Here is a 16,135-nt window from a genome sequence, read left to right as displayed (position 1 = left end):
CCCGCGCAAAATTGGGTCCCCGCCTGCGCGGGGACGACGTGCTAATGACGACGTGCTAAGGATGCCGGAAACAGCGCTTTTCACGTCGTATCAGTCAGATGGACCCTAGCGGCCGAACCGTCCCCCGCTGACCCGTTCGATGCCGCCCAGGTCCTGCCAGCTTTGCACGTCCGTGAAACCGGCGTCCAGCAGCAGCGCCCGCACGGCCGCGGCCTGGTCGTAGCCGTGTTCCAGCAGCAGCCAGCCGCCCGGCACGAGGCGGCGCGGGCTGCCCTCGACGATGATGCGCAGCGCCGACAACCCGTCCGCATGGTCGGTGAGCGCGCCCACCGGTTCGAAGCGCAAATCGCCCTGCGCCAGGTGCTCGTCGCCGGCCGCGATGTAGGGCGGGTTCGACGCGATGACGTCGAAGGTGCTGTCGGCGGCGAGCGCATCGAACCAGCTGCTGTGCAGGAAACGCACGCGCGCGCCGTTGGCGGCCGCATTCGCCTGCGCGACGGCCAGCGCATCCGGGCTGACGTCGAGCGCGGTGACGTCGGCATCCGGGCGCGTGTGCGCGACGGCCACGGCGATCGCGCCGCTGCCGGTGCCCATGTCGAGCAGGCGGGACGGGCCTTGCGGCAGGCGTTCGAGCGCCAGTTCGACGATCAGCTCCGTGTCGGGACGGGGAATCAGCACGGCGGGGCCGACCTGGAAATCGAGGCCGAAGAATTCACGCCTGCCGACGATGTAGGCGATCGGCTCGCCGCCCAGCCGGCGCGCCACCAGAGCACCGAGACGCTGCGCCTCGTCCGGCGTGAGCGCGCGGTCGCCCTGCGTGATCAGCTGGACGCGGGACAGGCCCGTCGCGTGGCACAGGAGGATGCGGTTTTCCAGCGGATCGAGGGGCAGGCTGGCCTGCACCGCGGCGATGCTGGCGCCGGGCGCGATCGGCATCAACGCGCGCGCCGCGCCAGCACCCCGATCAGGGCCAGCGTGAGGATCACGAACCAGACGGCCGACCACTGCGGCACGTTCAGGCCGAACACGGTTTCCTGGGCCGCTTCGCACAGGCCGTCCGCGCGGAACAGCCAGGGCAGCAGGGTCGCGGTCGGGATCTTGTTGAGGACCGTCTCCATCGGATCGATCCCGCACGAAAAGCCCGGGTGCGCCAGCACATACAAATGCTTGCCGACAAAGCCGAGGCCCCCCAGCGCGCACAGCAGCGCGAGACCGGCGCCGGCCTTGATCTTGCCGGCAAACGCGCCGATCAGGCTGAAGATGGCGATGCCGAGGTACAGGTAGCGCTGGATGACGCACAGCGGGCAGGGCAGCATGTCCTTCGCGTGCTGGAGGTACAAGGCGCCGCCGACCAGGGCGATGCTGACGGCGGCGATGGCGAGCAGGAGATTGCGGGATGAGGACATGGGTTTCCTGGTGGCGTTGTCGAAGATGATATTTTCAGTCTAGCAACTTATAACCGTCTTAACACCGGGGTCAGAGCCCGATTTTTGGAAATTGCCCAAAACCGGGCTCTGACCCCGGTTTGACGATGGTCAGTCGCCCAGCGCGGCCAGCTGTTCGGCCTGGTGCTCGGCGGACAGGGCGTTCGTCAGCTCGTTCAGGTCGCCGTCCATGATCATGTCCAGCTTATACAGCGCCAGGTTGATGCGGTGGTCGGTCAGGCGGCCCTGCGGGAAGTTGTAGGTGCGGATGCGTTCGCTGCGGTCGCCCGAGCCGATCAGGCTCTTGCGGGTCGCCGCCTCCTTGCTCTGCTGTTCGCGCAACTGCACGTCCTTGATGCGCGCGGCCAGCACCTTCATCGCCTGCGCCTTGTTCTTGTGCTGGCTGCGGTCGTCCTGGCATTCGACCACGATGCCGGTCGGCAGGTGCGTCAGGCGCACGGCGGAATCGGTCTTGTTGATGTGCTGGCCGCCGGCGCCCGAGGCGCGATAGGTGTCGATGCGCAGGTCGGCCGGGTTGATCTGCACGTCCTCGACTTCGTCCGCCTCCGGCATCACGGCGACGGTGCAGGCGGAGGTGTGGATGCGGCCCTGCGTTTCCGTCGCCGGCACTCGCTGCACGCGGTGGCCGCCCGATTCGAATTTCAGCTTCGAATAGGCGCCCTGGCCGACGATGCGCACGATGACTTCGCGGTAGCCGCCCAGGTCGGACGGCGATTCCGACACCATCTCCACCTGCCAGCGGTTGCGCTCGGCGTAGCGGGTGTACATGCGCAGCAGGTCGCCCGCGAACAGCGCGGATTCGTCGCCGCCCGTGCCCGCGCGGATCTCGAGGAAGATGTTGCGCTCGTCGTTCTCGTCCTTGGGCAGCAGCATCTTCTGCAGCTCGATGTCCAGTGCCGCCATGCGCGCCCTGGCATCGTCGATTTCGTCCTGGGCAAAATCCTTCATGTCCGGGTCGCCCAGCATCTCCTGCGCGGCGTCGATGTCGGCCTGCGCGGTCTGGTACTGGCGATACACGGCGACGAGCGGGCTCAGCTCGGCGTGTTCGCGGTTCAGCTTGCGGAAGCTGTCCATGTTCGCGGTGGCGCCCTCGGACATGAGAAGTTCGTCCAGTTCGACGAGGCGGTTGGCCAGTTGGTCCAGCTTGGCCAGCATGGATGGTTTCATAGTGTTCTTATTGGAATGACAGCGGACAGGCCGCGGGAGCGGCACGCGGGTACGACGACGGAGTGCAGGCCGCTAACGGCGGCCGCGGAACAACTGGGGCAGCAGGCTCGCGAGGCGGGCGCGCTCGTCGCCTTGGGCGCGGTGCAGGGCCTGTTGCGGGCCGTGCAGGAATTTCGCGGTCAGACCTTTGGACAGGGCGTCGAGCACCGTGTCGATGTCTTCTCCCCTGGCCAGCAGCTTGCGCGCCCGTTCCAGTTCGGCCAGGCGCATCGCTTCGCTCGATTCGTGCATGTCGCGGATCACGGGCACCACGGCGCGGTCGCCGACCCAGTGCATGAACGACTGCACGCGCGTTTCGATGATGGCCTCGGCCTGGGCGACGGCCGCCTGGCGGCTCTCGACCCCGCTGCGCACGACGTCGGCGAGGTCGTCGACCGTGTACAGGAACACGTCGTTGAGGCGGCCGACTTCCGGCTCGATGTCGCGCGGGACGGCCAGGTCGACCATGAACATCGGCCGGTGGCGGCGCACCTTGACGGCGCGTTCGACGAGGCCCTTGCCGATCAGCGGCAGGGTCGATCCGGTCGATGCGATCACGATGTCGAACTCCGGCAGGCGCTCGGACAGGTCGGCGAGGCCGATCGCGCGGCCGTTGAAGCGCGCGGCCAGGATCTCGCCGCGCGCCAGGGTGCGGTTGGCGATCGTGATCGACCTGGGATTGTGGGCGGCGAAGTGCGTGGCGCACAGCTCGATCATCTCGCCGGCGCCGATGAACAGCACGTTCTGCTCGCTGACGCGGTCGAAAATGCGTTCCGACAGGCGCACGGCGGCGGCGGCCATCGACACGCTGTGCGCGCCGATCTCGGTGGTCGTGCGCACTTCCTTCGCCACGGCGAAGCTGCGCTGGAACAGCTGGTGCAGATAGGTCCCGAGGCCGCCCGCCGCGTCGGCGACGCGCACGGCATCCTTCATCTGGCCCAGGATCTGGGCCTCGCCCAGCACCATCGAATCGAGCCCGGAGGCGACGCGGAACGCGTGACGCACGGCGTCATGCTGCGGCAGCATGTACAGGTGCGGGCGCAGTTCGGCGAAATTCAGGTCGTGGTAATCGGCCAGGAAGCGCGCCGACGCATCGAGCGGGTCGGGCGCGCAGCTGGCGGCATACATCTCGGTGCGGTTGCACGTCGAGAGCAGCGCAGCTTCGTCCTCGCCCTGGGTATTGAAACGGGAGAACCACCCCCGTGCGGCCTGCACCGCGGCGCCCAACTGCTCGGGCGCCAGCGCCAGTTGCTCGCGCAGCGAGACCGGTGCTGTGGTGTGATTGAGGCCGACGGCGAGCAGTTGCATGGGTGATCAAAAATTGGGCAGCGCGCCCATTATACCCCTACCGCGGCAGGGTTTCACGCGCCCAGCTTTTCCAGCCTATAACCGTAACTGTATACCGGCACGAGGCGGAATCCGTTTTCCGGACGCAGGCGCAGCTTGTTGCGCACGCGCGAGACGTGGGTGTCCATCGTGCGCGACGGGACCGCCGTTTCGCGCACCCAGATCGACTCGTGAATATAGGCGCGCGACAACGGCCGGCCGAGGTTGCGGAAAAACAGCAGCGCCAGGTTGAATTCCTTGTGCGTGACGTCGATCTGCTCGCCGTCCATCATGAGGCGTCCCGGGCGGGTTTCGAACACATAAGGACCGAATTGCAGTTGCTCCGCGCCGTTCTGCGACGGATACGCGCGGCGCAGCAGCGCTTGCGTGCGTGCGACCAGCTCGCCGCGGCGCAGCGGTTTCACCAGATAGTCGTCGGCGCCGGCCGTGACGCCGGCCACGATGTCGTCTTCGGCCGCGCTGCCGGCGAGGAACATGGTCGGGGTATTCGGCGCCAGCTTTTCCTTGGCGCGGCGCAGGAGTTCCGCGGCCGGGACGTCGGTGACTTGCCAGTCGACGATCAGCAGATCGGTGCTGTCCTTGCGGAGTTGCCCAAGCAAGTCTTTGCCGCTGTCGAACGCTTGACAGCTGTGCCCAGCGCCGTTCAGAACTTGGCAGATGAGTTCTGCCTGGGTCGTGTCGTTGTCCAGTACGGATATTCTCATGATTTTCAGCTGTCTCGGCTTGTGGGACTGTAGGACATCACTGTAGGAACATTCCTACAATGTCACTAAATATATCAGACTTTTAAAACGCAAAGCTATCGATGCCTCAGATAAATTCACATTTTCGTTGGGAAATTGCGTCATAGTTGTGTCAAACCGTGGACAAACTCCCGGTTACACTGTCCTCAAAACTGTGGTTGAGGAGCTAACATGTTCAAGAGAAAGCGTAAGGACGACCAGGCCCTGCTGCCGGTTTCCGGCGAGGACATCGAACGCGTGCGCGAGCGTTGCCGCGGCATCGTGCGCAAGCGCGCCGCCTTTTCGGCGGGCGTGTCCGTGATTCCACTGCCGGGAGTTGACGTCGTGGCCGACCTGTCCAGCTTTGCCGTCATGGTCGAAGAGATCAACCTGGCGTTCGGCCTGTCGCCGGACCAGATCGACCGGCTGCAGCCGCGCATGCGCATCGCCGCCTACCAGGCCGTGGCGGCGCTGGGCGGTACGCTGGTGGGCAAGATCGTGACCAAGGAACTGGTGCTGAAACTGTTACGCAAGTCGGGCGCCAAGCTGGCGGCCAAGTCGGCGGCGAAGATCGTGCCGCTGGCGGGGCAGATCGCCTCCGCGGCGATCGGCTTCGCCTTGTTCCGGCAGATGGGATACCAGCACGTGGAAGCCTGTACGCGCGTGGCGCGCGAGGTGGGGAACGTGGCGTAGGCGAGTAGGGTGGGCGGCCCCCGCCCACGCATGACGCCGGCAATATGCGAGCGTTGCGCGTGGGCTCGGGGAGCCCACCCTACGCGTCCGGCAGGACGACGTTGACGTCGAGCACTTCCAGGTTGCCCTGGCGGTCGAGGGAAATCTTGATGTCCTCGGCGTTGACCTTGGTGTACTTGGAGATCACCTCGATCAGCTCGCGGTGCAGGGCGGGCAGGAAATCCGGACCGCCGCGGCCGCTGCGTTCGCGGGCGATGATGATCTGCAGCCTTTCCTTGGCCGCCGTCGCGCTTTTCTGATTCTTCGGGAACAGGAATGAGAGCAGAGGCATGTCACTTTGCTCCGAACAGACGCTGCAGGAAACCCGGCTTCTCGTAGTTGGTGAAGCGCAGCGGGATTTCTTCGCCGAGGAAGCGCGACACGACGTCCTGGTAGGCTTGCGCCACGTCGGTGTCCTTGAAGTGGATCGCCGGATTGCCCTGGTTCGACGCGTGCAGCACGGCTTCCGATTCCGGAATGATGCCGAGCAGGGGGATGCGCAGGATTTCCTGCACGTCCTCGTACGACAGCATCTCGTCGTTTTCCACGCGGCGCGGCGAATAGCGGGTGATCAGCAGGTGTTCCTTGACGGGCTCGCCGCCGCTCTGGGCGCGACGCGACTTGGCCTGCAGGATGCCGAGGATGCGGTCGGAGTCGCGCACGGACGACACTTCCGGATTGGTGACGATCAGCGCTTCGTCGGCGAACGTCAGCGCCATCAGGGCGCCGTGTTCGATGCCGGCCGGCGAATCGCAGATGATGTACTCGAAGTCCATCTTGACCAGCTCGTTCAGCACGTTTTCCACGCCTTCTTCGGTCAGCGCGTCCTTGTCGCGCGTCTGCGACGCCGGCAGGATGAACAGGTTGTCGCAGTGCTTGTCCTTGATCAGGGCCTGGGTCAGGCTCGCTTCGCCGTTGACGACATTGATCAGGTCATAGACGACGCGGCGTTCGCAACCCATGATCAGGTCGAGGTTGCGCAGGCCGACGTCGAAGTCGATGACGGCCGTCTTGTGGCCGCGCATCGCGAGGCCCGACGAGAAACTTGCGCTCGAGGTGGTCTTGCCCACACCGCCCTTACCGGACGTTACAACGATAATTCTTGCCATGAAAAAAATGTGTCCTATTCAGTATCTGGTCAATGCTGGTACAGGGCGCGCTCAGTTGCGGGTCGCCGAACCCAGCGATGATATATCGATTCGGTCGCCGACCAAACGGATTTGTGCCGGCTGGCGTGCCACTTCCGGAGGGAAACCTTCGTCGAACGTGCGGTAAACGCCCGCGATCGACACCAGTTCCGGCTGCAACTGCAGCGCGAAGATGCGCGCGCCCGCATTGCCCGAGGCGCCGGCCAGGGCGCGGCCGTGCAGCGGCGCATACACGTGGATGCTGCCGTCGGCGATGAGCTCGGCGCCATTGTTCACGACGGCGGTCACGATCAGGTCGGTCCCGCGCGCGTAGATGCGCTGGCCGGCGCGCACCGGGGTGTCGACGATCATCGCCTGGGCGGGCGCCGGTGCCGGCGCCTGGACCGGTGCGGGCACAGGGGCGGCCGGTTCTTCCGGCGCGGCGGCGGGCATGTCGCGTTCGCGGCCGGGGCCGGCCTGCAGGCCGCTCGTACCGTCGTCGAGGAACAGGTCGTGGGCCCGGATCACGTCGTGCAGCGCGGCCGGCGCGCCGCGCACGGCGACGGCGTTCAGGCGGTACTTCCTGAGCAGCGCGACCAGCGCCTCCCAGTCGATGTGCGCGGCCTCCTCGGCGATGCCGGCGACGTCGATGACGGCGAATTCATCCTCGAAGAAATCGGAGACGCCCCCGGTCATCTGCTTGAGCGCGGCATCGATCGCGATCGGATCGGCCGAGTGCAGGATGGTCGAAATGGCCACGACCGTGGAGATCTTGATTTCGATGGGCAGGGAGCTCGAGCTTTTGGGCATAAATCAATGTGGTTGGCTTAGCCCGTGCATTCTACTGTGAAATTTCACCCAACGGAAAAGGGTTTTGGTCCGGTTTATACAGGCGGCAACCCCTGTTTCCTGAACAAAAATAATGTCTGATAAAGATGCTCAGCCATGAGCAAAATGAAGAAAAGGACTGTTTTTTCCGATGAATAAGCTGATAAGATTGATTTTGCTTAAACAAACTTTAAGCAAGGTCACTAATATTGTTGGCTTTCTGTCCAAGCCTATGCGGAGATTGTGATTCATCAAGCGCACGACATGGTCGACCTGCCGCGCACACCGGTGTCTCCCGCATCCGATGCACCCCATGCATGCGGATGCCGCCGTTCAGTGCAACCGTTGCGCTGGTTTTCGGATTCTTCCAGGCCTGGTCAGAAAAAGGCCGACAGCAGGGCTGTCCACTCATTGAACCCCGGCCACTGGGGCCGGGATACCGGAGATTGATATGGAAGATGTCGTAATCGTGGCCGCCGGCCGTACTGCAATCGGCAAGTTCGGCGGCACGCTCTCAAAAGTTCCGGCTGCCGAGCTAGGCGCCCAGGTCATCAAGCACCTGCTGACGAAGACGGGCATCGATCCGGCCGCCGTCAGCGAAGTCATCATGGGCCAGGTCCTGACGGCGGGCGTCGGCCAGAACCCGGCCCGCCAGGCCGTCATCAAGAGCGGCCTGCCCGACAAGGTGCCGGCCTTCACCCTCAACATGGTGTGCGGCTCCGGCCTGCGCGCCACCCACCTGGCGGCCCAGGCCATCAAGTGCGGCGACGCGTCGATCGTGATCGCCGGCGGCCAGGAAAACATGAGCGCATCGCCGCACGTGCTGAACGGTTCGCGCGACGGCTTCCGCATGGGCGACGCCAAGCTGACCGACACGATGATCGTCGACGGCCTGTGGGACGTCTACAACCAGTACCACATGGGCGTGACGGCCGAGAACGTCGCGCGCAAGTACGAGATCTCGCGCCAGGAACAGGACGAGTTCGCGCTGCAATCGCAGCTGAAGGCGGAAGCGGCCATGAAAGCAGGCAAGTTCAAGGACGAGATCATCCCGATCGAAATCCCGTCCAAGAAGGGCCCGACCGTCTTCGATACCGACGAGTATCCGAAGCACGGCGCCACCCTGGAAGGCCTGTCCAGCCTGCGTCCGGCCTTCAACAAGGAGGGTTCCGTGACCGCCGGCAACGCGTCCGGCCTGAACGACGGCGCCGCCGCCGTGATCATGATGTCGGCCTCGAAGGCCAAGGAACTGGGCCTGACCCCGATCGCCCGCATCAAGGCCTATTCGTCGGCCGGCCTGGACCCGGCCATCATGGGCATGGGCCCCGTCGACGCCGCCCGCCAGGCGCTGGAAAAGGCCGGCTGGACGCACGAAGAAGTCGACCTGATGGAAATCAACGAAGCCTTCGCCGCCCAGGCCGTCGCCGTCAACAAGCAGATGGGCTGGGACACGTCGAAGATCAACGTCAACGGCGGCGCGATCGCGCTGGGCCACCCGATCGGCGCCTCGGGCGCGCGCGTGCTGGTGACCCTGCTGCACGAAATGATCCGCCGCGACGCCAAGAAGGGCCTGGCTGCGCTGTGCATCGGCGGCGGCATGGGCGTTGCCCTGGCGGTCGAGCGCTGAAGTAATCCGGCACGGCGCCACCGCTGGGGCGCCATGCCGGTTCTGTAATCAACAAGTGTGTGCGCTATATTTAAGCGAAAAACGAGGAGAAGACGATGGCTAGAGTGGCATTAGTGACCGGCGGCATGGGCGGCCTGGGTGAAGCGATCTGCATCAAGCTGGCGGCGCTCGGTTACAAGGTCGTGACGACGTACTCGCCGGGCAGCAAGAAAGCGGAAGGCTGGCTTGCTGCGATGCGCGAACAAGGCCATGACTTCAAGGCGTACGAATGCGACGTGTCCGATTACGACTCGGCCCAGGCCTGCGTGGCCAAGGTCGTGCAGGAAGTCGGTCCCGTCGACGTGCTGGTCAACAACGCCGGCATCACCCGTGACATGACGTTCAAGAAGATGGACAAGGTCAATTGGGATGCGGTCATGAAGACCAATCTCGATTCCGTGTTCAACATGACCAAGCCCGTCGCCGACGGCATGGTCGAGCGCAACTGGGGCCGCATCATCAACATCTCGTCCGTCAACGGCCAGAAAGGCGCGTTCGGCCAGACCAACTATTCCGCGGCCAAGGCCGGCATCCACGGCTTCACGAAGGCCCTGGCGCTGGAAGTGGCGCGCAAGGGCGTCACCGTGAACACCATCTCGCCGGGCTACATCGGCACCAAGATGGTCACCGACATCCCGGCCGAAGTGCTGGAATCGAAGATCCTGCCGCAGATCCCGATGGGCCGCCTGGGCAAGCCGGAAGAAGTGGCGGGCCTGGTCGCCTACCTGTCGTCGGACGAGGCAGCCTTCGTCACCGGCGCCAACATCGCCATCAACGGCGGCCAGCACATGCAGTAAGCGACCGTCGCGCCGTCACGCATCGACACCGCCCCCGGGCGGTGTTTTTCTTTCCGGAGCAGCCATGCCGCCACTCACCGCCAAGCCGTACCTGCGCGCCGTCCAGGTCGACCCGCGGGCCGCGATCGACCTGGATCGCTATCCGTTCACCATTCCCGCCGTGCGCGCACTGGGCGTGCTCGAGCCGCATCCCGACGTCACTTTTTTCGTCGGCGAGAACGGCGCCGGCAAGTCGACGGTGCTGGAAGCGATCGCGGTGGCGCTGGGCTTGCCGGCCGAGGGCGGGACGAAGAACGTGTCCAGGACACAGCAGGAGGTGTCGCCGCTGCACCGGCTGCTGCGCGTGACGAAGGGCTCTCGACGACGAACCGGGGTCAGGACGAACCGGGGTCAGAGCCCGATTTTGAGAAATTTCCTAAAACCGGGCTCTGACCCCGGTGTCGGCCTGCGCGCCGTGATGGGGCCAACGTGTCGTATCCTCGTCCCGACGGCCGCCGCCGGGCGTGCGAGGAAGAGGGCAATGATCGATACTGAACAAGTGAAGGCCGTGGTGCGCTTGCCGGCGCCGCAGCGTTATGAATATTTCGTCAAGCGCGTCGCTGCCACGGGCACCGTGTGGGGCCTGTACCGCAACGGCTGGGCGCTGGCGAAGAAGGACGATGGTACGCTCGTGTTTGCCATGTGGCCGGACCGTGAATTCGCCCGGCTGTGTGCGGAATTCGAGTGGGACGGCTACGAGCCGCACGCCTTTGCGCTGGACGAGCTGCTGGGAGAATTGCTGCCCCAGCTGCAGCAGGACGGCCTCGTGCCGGGCATCTTCCGCACCCCCGGCTCGAAAGGCGTGATGCCGACGCCGGGCCTGCTGCGTGTCGACCTCGAGGACGAATTGCGCAGCCTCGACGCTTGATGGGAGAAGACCACATGAACGCATTGCCGCACGGCGCACTCGCCTTGTCCAGCCTGGAAGAACAGGTATTGCTGCCCGGTGTGAAGGGCCTGCCGTTGATCGCGCCGCTGCGCCAGGGGGCCATCGGCGTGCAGGGATGGAACGTGCTGCATGGCGACACGAGTTACCCCGTCGCGGTGCTCAAGACGTCCGCGCTGCGCCACAACCTCGAGTGGATGCGCGACTTCTGCGCGCGCCACGGTGTGCGCATCGCGCCGCACGGCAAGACGACGATGTGCCCGCAACTGTTCGGCGCCCAGCTGGCGAACGGCGCCTGGGGCATCACGCTGGCGAACGCCGTGCAGGTGCGGGTGGCGCACCGTTTCGGCGTGCGCCGCGTGCTCGTCGCGAACCAGCTCGTCGCGCGCGGCGACGTGCGCATGGTGCTGCAACTGCTGCACGAGGACCCCGGCTTCGAATGCGTCGTGCTGGCCGATTCGCTGGCCGGCGTGGCGCGCCTGGCCGAGGAAGTCGAGGCCCATCCGCTCACGCGCCCGTTGTCCGTGCTGGTCGAACTGGGCCTGTCGGGCAAGCGCGCCGGCTGCCGCACGCCGGAGGAGGCGCTGACGGTGGCACGCGCCATCGAGCGCGCGCCCGGCCTCGTGCTGGCCGGCTTCGAGGGTTACGAGGGCCTGCTCGTATCGGACGACCCCGACGCCGATCTGCGCGCCGTGTCCAGCTTCGTCGCGCGCCTGTGCGCGCTCGTGCGCGAGGCCGACGATGAAGGCCTGTTCGGCACGCGCGAGATCCTCGTGACGGCCGGCGGGTCGTCGTACTTCGACCTCGTCGCGCGCGGCTTCCAGGAATTGCACGGCCTGTCGCTGCCGCTGGTCCCCGTGCTGCGCAGCGGCTGCTACCTGACGAGCGATCACGGGATGTACCAGCGCCACATCGAGGCGCTCGACGCGCGCGAAGGCATCGCACGAGGAGAAGGGCTGCGGGCCGCGCTCGAGATCTGGAGCGTCGTGCAGTCGCGTCCCGAGCCGGGCCTCGCGATCCTGACGATGGGCAAGCGCGACGCGTCGCACGACGCCGGCCTGCCGCTGCCCCTGTGGCACCACCGGCCCGGCCCCGGCGCCGCGCACGTGCTGCCGGACGGCTGCGAGATCGTCAAGATGAACGACCAGCACGCGTACCTGCGCCTGCCGGAAGGACCCGTGCGCGACATGCTGGCGGTGGGTGACCTGGTCGGCTGCGGCATCTCGCATCCGTGCACGACGTTCGACCGCTGGCCGCTGCTGCTGGCCGTGGACGACGACTACGCCGTGCGCTTCGCGCTCAACACTTTCTTCTAGATCGGCCGGGCGGTAGGCTACAATCGGTTGTCGTTTTTTCACAGACCGATCCGCCATGCCCGTTACCCCGCCGTCGCTGTTCCCGCCCATCCTCCCGAACCGTCACGGCATGCTGGCCGTGGACGACCTGCATACGATCTACTGGGAAGAGGTGGGCAACCCCAACGGCATCCCCGTCGTGTTCCTGCACGGCGGCCCGGGCGCGGGCCTGTCGCCGCAGCACCGCCGCTTCTTCGATCCGGCCACGTATCGCGTGATCCTGTTCGACCAGCGCGGCGCCGGCAAGTCGACGCCGCTGGGCGAATGGCGCAACAACACGACGCAGCTGCTCATCCAGGACATCGAGCGCCTGCGCGCCATGTTCGGCATCGAGCGCTGGCTCGTGTTCGGCGGCTCCTGGGGATCGACCCTCGCGCTGGCCTACGGGCAGGCGCATCCGGAACGCTGCCTCGGCTTCATCCTGCGCGGGATTTTCCTGTGCACGCCGGCCGAGATCGAATTCTTCCTGTACGGCGTGCAGTGGTTCTATCCGGAGCTGTACGACGAATTCATCGCCCCGATTCCGCTCGAGGAGCGCGGCGACCTGCTGGCGGCGTACACGAAGCGCCTGCTGTCCGACGACCCGCAGCAGTACTGGCCGGCCGCGCGCGCGTGGAGCCGGTTCGAAGGCCGCCGCGTATTCCTGCTGCCGCAGGAAGAAGAACATTCGTCCGACACGCTCGACCTGGGCGTGGGCCGGCTCGAATCGCACTACATGGCGCAGGGCGGGTTCCTCGAGCCCGACCAGCTGTTGCGCGACGTCGGCCGCGTTGCCCACCTGCCGGCCGTGATCGTGCAGGGCCGCTACGACGTGATCTGCCCGCCGCTGTCCGCGTACCGCCTGCACCAGGCCTGGACCGGGTCGCGCCTGCGCATGATCCCGGACGCCGGCCACGGCGCGCTGGAAGTCGGCATCGCCCGCGCCCTCGTCGCGGCCACGGAACAGTTCAAGCGCCACGGCCGCTTCGATTGAAACGATGGTAATCCGGACACAGGCCGCCGCCTGCTACACTGTCCCCAGCTTCTTACAATAACGACAAGCTACGCAGCATGAATATCCAGACCAACGACATCGGCCATGTCATCCAGCTGTCGATCGCGCCCGTGTTCCTGCTCACGGGCGTGGCGACCAAGCTGACGGTACTGATGAACCGCCTCGCGCGCATCATCGACCGTACCCGCGACCTCAAGATCGAGTTGCGCAAAGGCCCCGACCCCGAATGCAGCGAGGAGCTCGACGTGCTGTACCTGCGCTGGCGGCTGATCAATTATGCGATCACGTCCAGCACCGGCTGCGGCTTCCTGATCTGCGTGATCATCGCCTGCCTGTTCCTCGGCGATACGACGAACCTGCCGCTGGACCGCTACATCGCCGGCCTGTTCGTGGTGGCCATGGTCGCGCTGATTGCCAGCTTCATCTTCCTGCTGCGCGAAGTGTCCGTCTCGTTCCGCTACATGCGCATCCACCGTCACGACGATCCGGCCCGGCCGGACTAGATTTCACGAATCGAGACCATCATGCACGACTATCAACGTCCCCCCACCCTGCACCGCTATGGCCTGCGCGCCGAGCTGGAACTGGCGCTGTCGACCGGCCAGTTCAAGCTTCAACCCGAGAACGGGTTCCTGACGCTGTCGTTTTCCACCGCGTGGAACCGGCAGCTGTTCGACGTCCTCGGCCCGGCCGACAGCTGCCTCGTGATCCACAACACGGAGGAATTCGGCGAGCGCCTGCACCGCGCCGTCCAGCGCACGCTGCCCAACTGGGCCGGCATCGATGGTCCCGTCGAATATGGTGTGCGTTCGCGCCTCGGCCAGGCGTTCTCGCACACGGCGGCCGACGCCCGCGAAAAGGAGTGGAAATTCGCCTGGCGTTCGCTGGCGCCGCATACGAGCCTGAATCCCGTCACGGTGCGCATCGGCAGCATCGAGCAGTTCGCCGAACTGCGCACGCCGGAGAGTTATCCGGCCTGACGTCCGGCCGCGCGCGCGATTAGAACCACGGCTCCAGGAAATCCCGGTGTAATGCCGGGATTCCCACTTTCGCCGCCCCCATGACTGCTTCGCTGCCCGGTAACGCCTATCCGAATCTCCTCGCTCCGCTCGACCTCGGGTTCACGACGCTGAAGAACCGCGTCATCATGGGCTCCATGCACACGGGGCTGGAAGACCGCTTCTGGAACTACGGCAAGCTGGCCGCCTTCTATCGCGAGCGGGCGCGCGGCGGGGCCGGCCTGATCGTCACCGGCGGCATTTCGCCGAACCGCCAGGGCTGGCTGCTGCCGTTCGGCGGCACGCTGAACTTCCGCGGCGACGTGTTCAACCACCGCCGCGTCACGCGCGCCGTGCACGAGGAGGGCGGCAAGATCCTGCTGCAGATCCTGCACGCGGGACGCTACGGCTACCAGCCGCTCGTCGTCTCCGCATCGAACGTCAAGTCGCCCATTTCTCCGTTCCGCCCGCGCGCGCTGACGGCGCGCGGGGTCGAGTCGACCATCGCATCGTATGTCCGCTGCGCGCGCCTGGCGCAGAAGGCGGGTTACGACGGCGTGGAGGTGATGGGCAGCGAGGGTTATTTGATCAACCAGTTCCTGTGCGCGCGCACCAACCTCCGCACCGACGCGTGGGGCGGATCGCTCGAAAACCGCATGCGCCTGCCGGTGGAGATCGTGCGCCGCATCCGCGCGGCCGTCGGGCGCGACTTCATCGTCATGGTGCGCCACTCCGTGCTGGACCTCGTCGACGGCGGCAACACGTGGGACGAGATCGTGCAGGTGGCGCAGGCGCTGGAAAACGCCGGTACCACGATCCTCAACACGGGCTACGGCTGGCACGAGGCGCGAATTCCGACCATCGTCACGTCGGTGCCGCGCGCCGCGTTCGCATCCGTCGCGGCGCGGCTGCGGGACGCGGTCGGTATCCCGGTGGTGGCGTCGAACCGCATCAGCATGCCGGCCGACGCCGAGCGCCTGCTGGCCACGGGCAGCGCGGATCTCGTGTCGATGGCGCGGCCGTTCCTGGCCGATCCCGACTGGGTGAACAAGGCGCAAGCGGGGCAGGCCGACCGCATCAACACGTGCATCGCCTGCAACCAGGCCTGCCTCGACCACACGTTCGCGAACAAGCGCGCGAGCTGCCTCGTGAACCCGCGCGCCTGCCACGAGACGGAACTCGTGTACCGGCCCGCCGTGCGCCGCAAGCGCATCGCCGTCGTCGGCGCCGGGCCGGCCGGCTTGTCCGCCGCGACGGTGGCCGCGGCGCGCGGGCACGCCGTCACGCTGTTCGACGCGTGGGACCGCATCGGCGGCCAGTTCAACATCGCCATGCGCATCCCCGGCAAGGAAGAATTCGCGGAAACCATCCGCTATTTCGGCCGCCAGCTGGAGCTCGCCGGCGTCGAGCTGCGCCTCGGCCGGCGCGTCACGCGCGAGGAACTCGTCGCGGCCGGCTACGACGACGTGATCGTGGCGACGGGCGTCACCATGCGCCGTCCCCGCATCGAGGGCATCGAGCACCCGAAGGTGATGTCCTACCTGGACGTGCTGCGCGAACGGGCCCCTGTCGGCCGGCGCGTGGCGATCATCGGCGCCGGCGGCATCGGCTTCGACACGGCCGAATACCTGATCCACGATGCGGATGCGGCGCGGCCGCAGCCGGTCGAGGACTGGGCCGGCGAATGGGGCGTCGACCTGCGCGTGGCCGCACCGGGCGGCCTGGCGAAGCCGCACGGGACGACGCCCGCGCGCAGCATCTGGCTCCTGCAGCGCAAGACCACGCGGCCGGGCGCGGGCCTGGGCAAGACGTCGGGCTGGGTGCACCGCGCCACCCTGGCGCGCAACGGCGTCGTGATGCTGGCCGGCGTGCAGTACGACCGCATCGACGACGCGGGCCTGCACATCACGGTCGGGGGCCAGGCGAAGCTGCTGGAAGTGGACAACGTGGTGATCTGTGCCGGGCAGGAAAGCCTGGCGGAGCTGATGCCGCC

16 protein-coding genes and 1 pseudogene are annotated in these 16,135 nt (G+C 66.3%); 9 read left to right on the top strand and 8 right to left on the bottom strand.

Translation table 11 applies throughout. The annotated features are described in order from the left end of the window. Positions 1-105: 105 nt before the first annotated feature. From prmC to ASC93_RS17965, 5 genes are all read right to left on the bottom strand, one after another. Positions 106-936, bottom strand: coding sequence for a peptide chain release factor N(5)-glutamine methyltransferase (gene prmC, locus ASC93_RS17985; protein WP_056445227.1), 831 nt, complete (start codon positions 934-936; stop codon positions 106-108). After that, the gene (locus ASC93_RS17980; RefSeq protein ID WP_056445225.1) at positions 936-1,406 is read right to left on the bottom strand and encodes a disulfide bond formation protein B; all 471 of its coding nucleotides are present in this window, start codon (positions 1,404-1,406) and stop codon (positions 936-938) included. Before ASC93_RS17980 ends, prmC begins: the two co-directional genes overlap by 1 nt. Before the next feature lie 129 nt (positions 1,407-1,535). Beyond that, on the bottom strand, positions 1,536-2,612 hold the full coding sequence (gene prfA / locus ASC93_RS17975; protein WP_056445222.1) for a peptide chain release factor 1: 1,077 nt from the start codon (positions 2,610-2,612) through the stop codon (positions 1,536-1,538). Positions 2,613-2,684: 72 nt separating this feature from the next. After that, entirely contained in the window at positions 2,685-3,959 is a 1,275-nt protein-coding gene (hemA, locus tag ASC93_RS17970) for a glutamyl-tRNA reductase (protein ID WP_056445219.1), read from the bottom strand. Between the two features lie 53 nt (positions 3,960-4,012). Further along, positions 4,013-4,702, bottom strand: coding sequence for a response regulator transcription factor (locus tag ASC93_RS17965; protein ID WP_056445216.1), 690 nt, complete (start codon positions 4,700-4,702; stop codon positions 4,013-4,015). A gap of 210 nt (positions 4,703-4,912) precedes the next feature. Between ASC93_RS17965 and ASC93_RS17960 the strand changes: the two genes are divergently transcribed. Next, positions 4,913-5,413, top strand: a complete 501-nt coding sequence (locus ASC93_RS17960) for a hypothetical protein (RefSeq protein ID WP_056445212.1) — start codon at positions 4,913-4,915, stop codon at positions 5,411-5,413. A gap of 79 nt (positions 5,414-5,492) precedes the next feature. On the opposite strand, the gene minE is transcribed toward ASC93_RS17960, so the two are convergent. The 3 genes from minE to minC are packed head-to-tail and all read right to left on the bottom strand — an operon-like array spanning position 5,493 to position 7,389. After that, the gene (gene minE, locus ASC93_RS17955; RefSeq protein ID WP_036231293.1) at positions 5,493-5,744 is read right to left on the bottom strand and encodes a cell division topological specificity factor MinE; all 252 of its coding nucleotides are present in this window, start codon (positions 5,742-5,744) and stop codon (positions 5,493-5,495) included. Between the two features lies 1 nt (position 5,745). Next, complete coding sequence (minD, locus tag ASC93_RS17950) at positions 5,746-6,561, bottom strand: septum site-determining protein MinD (RefSeq protein WP_056445209.1); 816 nt, start codon at positions 6,559-6,561, stop codon at positions 5,746-5,748. Positions 6,562-6,612: 51 nt separating this feature from the next. Further along, entirely contained in the window at positions 6,613-7,389 is a 777-nt protein-coding gene (gene minC / locus ASC93_RS17945) for a septum site-determining protein MinC (RefSeq protein WP_056445206.1), read from the bottom strand. 469 nt (positions 7,390-7,858) lie between these two features. Here minC and ASC93_RS17940 point away from each other — a divergent pair, with 469 nt between their 5' ends. The 8 genes and pseudogenes from ASC93_RS17940 to ASC93_RS17905 form a co-directional block, all read left to right on the top strand. Further along, positions 7,859-9,034 carry an acetyl-CoA C-acetyltransferase gene (locus ASC93_RS17940; protein ID WP_056445203.1) on the top strand — a complete coding sequence of 392 codons (1,176 nt, stop codon included), beginning with the start codon at positions 7,859-7,861 and terminating at the stop codon, positions 9,032-9,034. Positions 9,035-9,129: 95 nt separating this feature from the next. Beyond that, on the top strand, positions 9,130-9,870 hold the full coding sequence (phbB, locus tag ASC93_RS17935) for an acetoacetyl-CoA reductase (protein WP_056445199.1): 741 nt from the start codon (positions 9,130-9,132) through the stop codon (positions 9,868-9,870). A gap of 64 nt (positions 9,871-9,934) precedes the next feature. Next, positions 9,935-10,777 carry a DUF2750 domain-containing protein gene (locus tag ASC93_RS32230; protein ID WP_229412776.1) on the top strand — a complete coding sequence of 281 codons (843 nt, stop codon included), beginning with the start codon at positions 9,935-9,937 and terminating at the stop codon, positions 10,775-10,777. 14 nt (positions 10,778-10,791) lie between these two features. After that, complete coding sequence (locus ASC93_RS17925) at positions 10,792-12,111, top strand: amino acid deaminase (RefSeq protein ID WP_056445271.1); 1,320 nt, start codon at positions 10,792-10,794, stop codon at positions 12,109-12,111. Positions 12,112-12,166: 55 nt separating this feature from the next. Next, complete coding sequence (gene pip / locus ASC93_RS17920; RefSeq protein WP_056445196.1) at positions 12,167-13,123, top strand: prolyl aminopeptidase; 957 nt, start codon at positions 12,167-12,169, stop codon at positions 13,121-13,123. A gap of 77 nt (positions 13,124-13,200) precedes the next feature. Continuing rightward, entirely contained in the window at positions 13,201-13,647 is a 447-nt protein-coding gene (locus ASC93_RS17915; protein WP_056445193.1) for a DUF2721 domain-containing protein, read from the top strand. Between the two features lie 21 nt (positions 13,648-13,668). After that, positions 13,669-14,124 (top strand): hypothetical protein, encoded by a 456-nt coding sequence (locus ASC93_RS17910; RefSeq protein ID WP_056445190.1) that lies wholly within the window; start codon positions 13,669-13,671, stop codon positions 14,122-14,124. A gap of 80 nt (positions 14,125-14,204) precedes the next feature. Continuing rightward, positions 14,205-16,135, top strand: a pseudogene (locus tag ASC93_RS17905) (FAD-dependent oxidoreductase); the annotation flags it as partial.

The sequence above is a fragment of the Massilia sp. Root335 genome, from assembly GCF_001425685.1.
Classification (GTDB): Bacteria; Pseudomonadota; Gammaproteobacteria; order Burkholderiales; family Burkholderiaceae_D; genus Telluria; species Telluria luteola.
This window is presented reverse-complemented; position numbering and strand designations above follow the sequence as displayed.